Below are 7,893 nucleotides of genomic sequence, written 5' to 3' on the forward strand. Positions count from 1 at the left end.
TCATTGCTCGACCTGTTCCGCGAAGAAGCACAGACGCAAACCCGCGTGCTCTCCGACGGGCTGCTTGCGCTCGAGCACACACCGGACGATGCCTCGCAACTCGAGGCCTGCATGCGCGCGGCACACTCGCTGAAGGGTGCAGCGCGCATCGTCGGCGTGCAGGACGGGGTGGATATTGCGCATGTGATGGGGGAATGCTTCGTGGCCGCGCAGCGCGGCACGCTGGTTTTGTCGGGTGCGCATGTTGATGAACTGCTGCGTGGGGCCGACTTGCTGCTGCGCGCCGGCAACGCCGATCCGGCGGCCGCGCTGACGCGAGCGGAAGTGGACGCATTCGTGGCCCGACTCACCGCGTACGGTGCGACTGAGGCTACGGCAACGAACGAGGCGCACCCTGCACACGCAGGCATCGCGGCTGGCTCGCCGTGGGGCGACACCTACGCCGCTCCCGAAGAACCGGACGAAGACGCGACGATGCGCGCTGCACTCGCCATCCTCGGCGCTGAGGTTGCCCGACTGCCAGTTGGCTTTTCCGACGAACCAGCGCCAGCCGTGCGAGACCTTGCCGGTGAAGAAGCGCCTGCGGCGGAGCCGTCCATCACACCAACACCCGCGCTCGCACCGTTGCGTGACGCCAATCCGGATGCCCCACGCGACACCTCGCTGAACGTCCACGGCCCGCGCGACCCCGATCGCATGCTGCGGGTTCGCAGCGACAACCTCGACCGGTTGCTGAGCCTGTCCGGCGAGTCCCTCGTCGAATCGCGCTGGCTTAAGCCGTTCGCGGAATCGCTGTTGCGCGTTAAACGCACCCACCGCGACGCGGCGCGCGCGCTCGATACCTGCTTCGAATCGCTAGCAGAGCGTCTCGATCCGCAAGCGCTGGCCGCGCTCGACGCCGTCCGGCAGACCCTCGGCACGATGCAGCATCTGCTGGCGACGCGGATCGACGAACTCGACCGGTTCGACCGGCGCAGCTCGCACCTCGCGCAGCAGCTATACGACGAAGCGCTGCAATGCCGGATGCGCCCGTTCGGCGACGCGACCCACGCCTATCCGCGCATCGTGCGTGACCTCGCGCGCTCGCTCGGCAAACGGGTGCGCTTTTCGATCGTCGGCGAATCGACGCAGATCGATCGCGACATCCTCGATATGCTCGACGCGCCGCTCGGCCATTTGCTGCGCAACGCGCTCGACCATGGTGTCGAAACGCCCGAACAGCGCCTCGCGGACGGCAAGCCGGCTGAAGCCACGCTGACCCTGGAAGCACGCCATAGCGCGGGCAAGCTGCTCATCAGCGTGAGCGATGACGGCGCGGGCGTCGACCTCGACGCGGTGCGCGCGGCCGTCGTCCAGCGGCAGCTTGCCGATCCGGAGACGGCCGCGCGCCTGTCGGACCACGAACTGCTCGATTTCCTGCTGCTGCCGGGTTTTTCGATGCGCGACCAGGTGACCGATGTTTCCGGGCGCGGCGTCGGCCTCGATGCCGTGCACGAAATGGTCAAGGCCGTACGCGGCACGGTGCGCATCTCGACCGAACCCGGCCATGGCACGCGCTTCGTCCTGCAGTTGCCGCTCACGCTCTCGGTGATCCGCAGCCTGCTCGCGGAGGTAGGCGGCGAAGCCTACGCGTTCCCGCTCGCACACGTGCGCCGCACGCTGGAGCTGGCCCGTGGCGACATCAACATGCTCGAGGGACAACAGCATTTCGCCTTCGACGGCCGGCCCGTCGGCCTCGTCACCGCGCATCAGTTGCTCGGCACCGAGGCGCCCGCCGAAGTGCGCGCCAATGTGGCGGTGGTGGTCATTGGCGACGAACGGGGCACCTACGGCGTGGCGGTGGACCGTTTCCTCGGCGAGCGCATGCTGGTGGTCCAGCCGCTCGACAGCCGTCTCGGCAAGGTCAAGGACATCGCGGCCGGCGCGCTGATGGAAAACGGTGAAGCAGTGCTGATCGTCGACGTCGAGGACCTGCTGCGCTCGGTCGATAAGCTCGTGCGCGGCGGGCAGCTCGACAAGGTGCAGCGCGCCCAGGGCGTCGCCGCACGCACCCGCAAACATGTGCTGGTGGTCGAAGACTCGCTGACAGTGCGCGAACTGGAGCGCAAACTGCTGGAAAAGCGCGGCTATACGGTGACGGTCGCGGTGGACGGCATGGACGGCTGGAACGCACTGCGCAGCACCCATTTCGATCTGGTGGTGACCGACATCGACATGCCACGCATGGACGGCATCGAACTGGTCACGCTGATCAAGCGCGACACGCTGCTAAAAACAGTGCCCGTGATGATCGTGTCGTACAAGGATCGCGACGAAGATCGCCGCCGGGGGCTCGATGCCGGCGCAGACTACTATCTGGCAAAGGGCAGCTTTCACGACGAAGCGTTGCTCGATGCCGTGCACGACCTGATCGGAGAAGCGCACACATGAACATCGGCATCGTCAACGACTTGCCGCTTGCGGTCGAAGCCATGCGCCGCGCGATCGCGTTGCGGCCGGAACATCGCGTGCTGTGGGTCGCGACGGACGGCGCCCAGGCCGTCGACTTCTGCGTCGCCCAGCCACCCGATGTGGTCCTGATGGACCTGATCATGCCGAAGTTCGACGGCGTCGAGGCGACCCGCCGCATCATGGCCCAGGCGCCTTGTGCGATCCTCGTCGTGACGAGCAGCGTTGGCGCGAACGCATGGCGCGTCTACGAAGCGATGGGCGCCGGTGCGCTCGATGCAGTCGACACGCCGACACTCGCCGACCACCGCCTCGCCGATGCCTCGCAACCGTTGCTCGCCAAGATCGACCAGATTGGCCGCCTGCTCGAAAAGCCGGTGGTGGCGCCCACGCCGCGGCCCGCTGCGGCCGTCTCGCGCGGCGCGGCCTCGCTGATTGCGATTGGCGCCTCTGCCGGCGGCCCCGGCGCGCTCGCCGCGGTGCTTGGCAAACTGCCGGCTGATTTCGGCGGCTCCATTGTGATCGTGCAACACGTCGACAAGGCGTTTGCCGAGGGCATGGCCCAATGGCTCGACAGCCAGACCGAACTGGCGGTGCGCGTGGCCGTGAGCGGCGATCGGCCCAGGCCCGGTGAAGTCTTGCTGGCCGCGACCAACGACCACCTGCATATCGCGCGCACCGGCTCGCTCGAATACACCGTTGAGCCGGCCGCCACGCCCTATCGTCCTTCGGTTGACGTGTTTTTTCACAGCGTGGTCGAGCACTGGTACGGCAACGCCATCGGCGTACTGCTGACCGGAATGGGCCGCGACGGTGCAATCGGCCTGAAGGCGATGCGCGCGAAGGGCTACCTCACGATTGCGCAGGACGAGGCGACTAGCGCGGTCTACGGCATGCCGAAGGCCGCGGCTGCGCTCGATGCGGCGAAGCGGATCTTGCCGCTAGGCAGCATCGCGGGAGAACTGATGGCAAGCGTCAAATGATGAAAGTGATGAACGAAGCGTATTGGTATGAATGGCAACACACGCGTGGCGCGAGTTTGCGCCACGGGTACGAACACGGGTGTGAAAATGGCAAATAATCAGACTGGCTCGCCTGACCAGCGAGCCGCAGCGGCCTCCGCGACAGACGGCGCAGATGCGACGCTCGAAGCAGCACGCAGAGCCATGCAAACGCCGCCGGCAGCGGAACAGCCAGTGATGGTGCTGCTGGTCGACGATCAGGCGATCGTCGCCGAGGCGATCCGGCAGGCGTTCTCGGGCGAAGACGGCATCGACTTCCATTACTGCGCGCGCGCCGACGAGGCCATGAAAGCCGCCGTCAACACGCGGCCGACGGTGATCCTGCAGGATCTCGTGATGCCCGGCATCGACGGCCTGACGCTCGTCAAAGCCTATCGCGCGACACCAGCCATCCGCGATGTGCCGATCATCGTGCTGTCGACCAAGGAAGAGCCGGTCATCAAAAGCGCGGCCTTCGCGGCGGGGGCGAACGATTATCTCGTCAAACTGCCGGACCGGATCGAACTGGTGGCGCGCATCCGTTATCACTCGCGCTCGCATATCAATCTGCTGCAGCGCGACGAAGCGTATCGCGCGCTGCGCGAGTCGCAGCAACAACTGCTCGAAGCCAATCTGGAGTTGCGGCGACTCACGCATTCCGACGGTCTGACGGGTTTGTCGAACCGCCGTTACCTCGACGAGTATCTCAGCGCCGAATGGCGGCGCAGCGCGCGCGACCAGAGCGAAATGTCGTTCCTGATGATCGACGTCGACAACTTCAAGCTCTACAACGACACGTATGGCCACGTGGCGGGCGATGAAGTGCTCAAGCAGATTGCCGCGACTGTCGAAGCCTGCCTCGGCCGGCCAGGCGACCTTGCGGCGCGCTTTGGCGGTGAAGAGTTCGCGGTCGTGCTGCCAGGGACACCGCTCGTGGGCATACGCACGCTGGCGGAAAAGATTCGCAGCCACGTGGAGGCATTACAGGTGCCGCACGCGAATTCGTCGACGGGGCAATATGTGACGATCAGTATCGGCGGGGCGTCGGTTGTTCCAAGCGCGGAGTCGCCGATGACCTCATTGATCGAGGCAGCGGATCTGGCCTTGTATAAGGCGAAACGCGACGGCAAGAATCTGGTGGTGCTGACGGGAGATTGATACGGTGGCGGCGGGCGGACAAGCGGCCTCACCACCTTCAGCGTGTTACTTCACTGTCTGGATGACTTCGAAGCCTTCGAATTCGGGGTGCCCGAGATACAGTGAGCGGGTTTCCCCTCCGGCATTGCGGTGCGCCGCACGGAATGCATCCGAACTGGTCCAGCCTTCGAATGCCGCATGATCAGCCCAGACCGTGTGACTCGAATACAGCACATGGTCCTCTTTCCGCGGCCCTCTCAGCAGATGAAACTCGATGAAGCCCGGTACGTCCTTCAGGTGCGTGTCCCGGCTCGTCCAAAGCGTTTCGAACGCGCTCTCCGAACCGAGAGCGACTTTGAAACGATTCATCGCGATGTACATGATGGATTTCCTCAGATCGGACGCCGTTTCATAGCCAGATGCATGAACGCATGGGTCATGAACCGGAAGCAAGCCGGAAGCGGGGCCCAGAAACGGGCTCGCCGCGCCAGCTGACCGGCGTGCCATGAGCCCGCAAGCGCCGCGCAGCGCCTCCCCCGTGGGAGTGGCTAGCTGCGCGGGATCGACGGAGCGATCAGGAGGCGTTAACCGCGTCCTTGAATGCCTTGCCGGCGACGAACTTAACCGTCTTGGCTGCGGCGATCTGGATTTCCGCGCCGGTTGACGGATTGCGGCCGACGCGCGCTGCGCGCGAACCGGTCGAGAAGGCTCCGAAGCCGATCAGCTGGACGGTTTCGCCCTTGGACACTGCGCTCGTCACCGCTTCGATGATTGCATCGATCGACTTGCCGGTGGCCGTTTTGCTTTCGCCCGTCGCAGCCGCAACTGCGTCAATCAGTTCCTGCTTGTTCATTGAACATCCCTTTCTGTATTGATAGAACCAGCGCCTTCAAACAGCGCCAGACCCGCCACCCTACCTCATCCAGGCGCTTCTGCGCAAACCCCCCGGACCCTTGATTGCCCGGCCGCACGCGCCTTCAGGAGGTTACGACAGGCCGGCGGCTGGCTCAGTTCCCAGCTTCCAGAAGCCCATTTTGGGGTGCAGGGACCTCACAGAGGCGGCCGGAGCGCGCTGTCAGGCCACCGTGTTCCACGTCGCGAAAGCACGTAACAGCAGGATTTTCGGCGTTGTTTAGTGGATTTTCGACGAAGTTTAGCCCTGCGCAGACTTACAGCGTTTTCCGCCGACAGCTCGCCACCCAAGCCGCCGCGAGGCGGCCGGCGGCGTTCCGCACAGTCTTGAAGACGCGGTCCTGGTCAAATTGGCAAGTAAAATAGTCGAATAAACAGTTTTATAACGGGTTCATAAAAGGTTGCAGTGTGGTTCAACAACAGCAGGGTTTCCTTCTGACCCGACATTGGCGCGACACGCCGGCTGGCACAGAAGTCGACTTCTGGCTGGCGACCGCGAGCGGTCCGCACCACCTGCGGCTGCCGCCTCAGACGTCGGTAGCGTTCATTCCGGCCGAGCAGCGCGAGTTCGCTGAACGGGTATTGCGCAACGAACGCCAGTTCGAACTCCGGCCCCTCGCCCTGACCGATTTTCGTCAGCGCCCGGTCCTCGGGCTGTACTGCCGTCAATATCGCCAGTTGCTGAAGCTCGAAAAGCAGTTGAGGGAGTATGGCGTCGATGTCTACGAGGCGGACATCCGTCCGCATGAACGCTATCTGATGGAGCGCTTTATCACGGCGCCCGTCTGGTTCGGCGGCGAGCCGGATGGCGAAGGCCGCTGGCTCAACGGCGAAATGAAACCGGACGCCGCTTATCGCCCGGCGTTGAAGCTGGTCTCGCTCGATATCGAAACCACTGCGCACGGCGAGTTGTACTCCATCGCGCTGGAAGGCTGCGGGCAACGTCAGGTGTATATGCTGGGCCCAGCCAATGGCGATGCGAGCGGGCTCGACTTCGATCTCGAGTATTGCGAGAGTCGCGCGCGGTTGCTGGAGAAACTCAACGAATGGACGGAACAGCACGATCCCGATGCGATCATCGGCTGGAATCTGGTGCAGTTCGATCTGCGGGTCCTGCAGGAGCATTCACAGCGCTACGCCGTTCCGCTGCGCCTCGGGCGCGGCGGCGACGTGATGGAGTGGCGTGAACACGGCGGCAAGCAGAACCATTTCTTCGCCGCGGCCGCTGGGCGGTTGATCATCGACGGCATCGAAGCGTTGCGTTCCGCGACCTGGAGCTTTCCAAGCTTCAGCCTCGAATATGTGGCGCAGGAGCTGTTGGGCGAAGGCAAGGCGATCAACAACCCGTATCAACGCATGGCGGAAATCGATCGCCGCTTCGCCGAAGACAAGCCCGCTCTCGCGCGCTATAACCTGAAGGACTGCGAACTCGTCACGCGGATCTTCGCCAAAACCGAGCTGCTGACGTTCCTGCTGGAGCGGGCCACGGTGACCGGGCTGGCCGCGGATCGCAGCGGCGGATCGGTGGCTGCCTTCACGCACCTGTACATGCCGCTGATGCACCGTCAGGGCTATATCGCGCCGAACCTCGGTGAGATTACCGAGGAAGCAAGCCCCGGTGGCTTCGTGATGGATTCGCAACCCGGCCTCTACGACTCCGTGCTGGTGCTCGACTATAAAAGCCTCTACCCCTCGATTATCCGCACGTTTCTGATCGATCCCGTGGGGCTCGTAGAGGGGATGAACAACCCCGATGAAAGCGGCTCCGTCGCAGGCTTCCGCGGTGCGCGTTTCTCACGCAGCAAGCACAGCCTGCCCGCTATCGTGAGTCAGATTTCGCTAGGACGCGAGGCCGCAAAACGGCAAAAGAACAAGCCACTGTCGCAGGCGCTGAAGATCATCATGAATGCGTTTGCCGGCGTGCTGGGGTCGAGCGGCTGCCGCTTTTTCGATCCGCGGCTCGTTTCGTCCATTACGATGCGCGGCCACGAGATCATGCATCGCACCCGCGAGCTGATCGAGGCGAGAGGCTATCAGGTGATCTATGGCGACACCGATTCCACCTTCGTGTGGTTAAAGCGGGCACGCTCCGAGGAACAGGCGGCGCAAATCGGCCGCTCGCTCGTCAAATATGTGAATGAGTTTTGGCGCGAGCACCTGCAGCAGACATTCGGCCTTGAGAGCACGCTTGAATTGCAGTTCGAGACGCACTACCAGCGCTTTCTGATGCCGACCATCCGCGGCGCCGAACAAGGCAGTAAAAAGCGCTATGCGGGACTCGTCGCCAAACCGGACGGTAGCGAGGAAATCGTCTTCAGGGGACTCGAGACCGTGCGCACCGACTGGACTCCGCTCGCGCAGCAATTCCAGCGGCAACTCTATCTGCGCATCTTCA

Annotated in this window: 6 protein-coding genes; 4 read left to right on the forward strand and 2 right to left on the reverse strand. The window is 63.8% G+C overall.

The features are described 5' to 3' along the window. From M0954_RS24500 to M0954_RS24510, 3 genes are all read left to right on the forward strand, one after another. Nucleotides 1-2,430 (forward strand): hybrid sensor histidine kinase/response regulator (locus M0954_RS24500; RefSeq protein ID WP_297355982.1); only part of this gene is annotated, 2,430 nt, incomplete at its 5' end. Further along, complete coding sequence (locus M0954_RS24505) at nucleotides 2,427-3,431, forward strand: chemotaxis response regulator protein-glutamate methylesterase (RefSeq protein WP_297355984.1); 1,005 nt, start codon at nucleotides 2,427-2,429, stop codon at nucleotides 3,429-3,431. The genes M0954_RS24500 and M0954_RS24505, both read left to right, overlap by 4 nt. Nucleotides 3,432-3,518: 87 nt before the next feature. Next, nucleotides 3,519-4,607 carry a diguanylate cyclase gene (locus M0954_RS24510; protein WP_122159091.1) on the forward strand — a complete coding sequence of 363 codons (1,089 nt, stop codon included), beginning with the start codon at nucleotides 3,519-3,521 and terminating at the stop codon, nucleotides 4,605-4,607. A 45-nt stretch (nucleotides 4,608-4,652) separates the two neighbouring features. Here the strand turns inward: M0954_RS24510 and M0954_RS24515 are convergent, their stop codons facing one another. Continuing rightward, nucleotides 4,653-4,967: an antibiotic biosynthesis monooxygenase gene (locus tag M0954_RS24515; RefSeq protein WP_074269445.1), complete on the reverse strand. Its 315-nt coding sequence runs from the start codon at nucleotides 4,965-4,967 to the stop codon at nucleotides 4,653-4,655. Nucleotides 4,968-5,160: 193 nt separating this feature from the next. After that, entirely contained in the window at nucleotides 5,161-5,439 is a 279-nt protein-coding gene (locus tag M0954_RS24520; protein WP_074268460.1) for an HU family DNA-binding protein, read from the reverse strand. A gap of 467 nt (nucleotides 5,440-5,906) precedes the next feature. Here M0954_RS24520 and M0954_RS24525 point away from each other — a divergent pair. After that, nucleotides 5,907-7,893 (forward strand): DNA polymerase II (locus tag M0954_RS24525; RefSeq protein ID WP_297355986.1); only part of this gene is annotated, 1,987 nt, incomplete at its 3' end.

The organism is Paraburkholderia sp. (assembly GCF_026225065.1).
Lineage (GTDB): Bacteria > Pseudomonadota > Gammaproteobacteria > Burkholderiales > Burkholderiaceae > Paraburkholderia.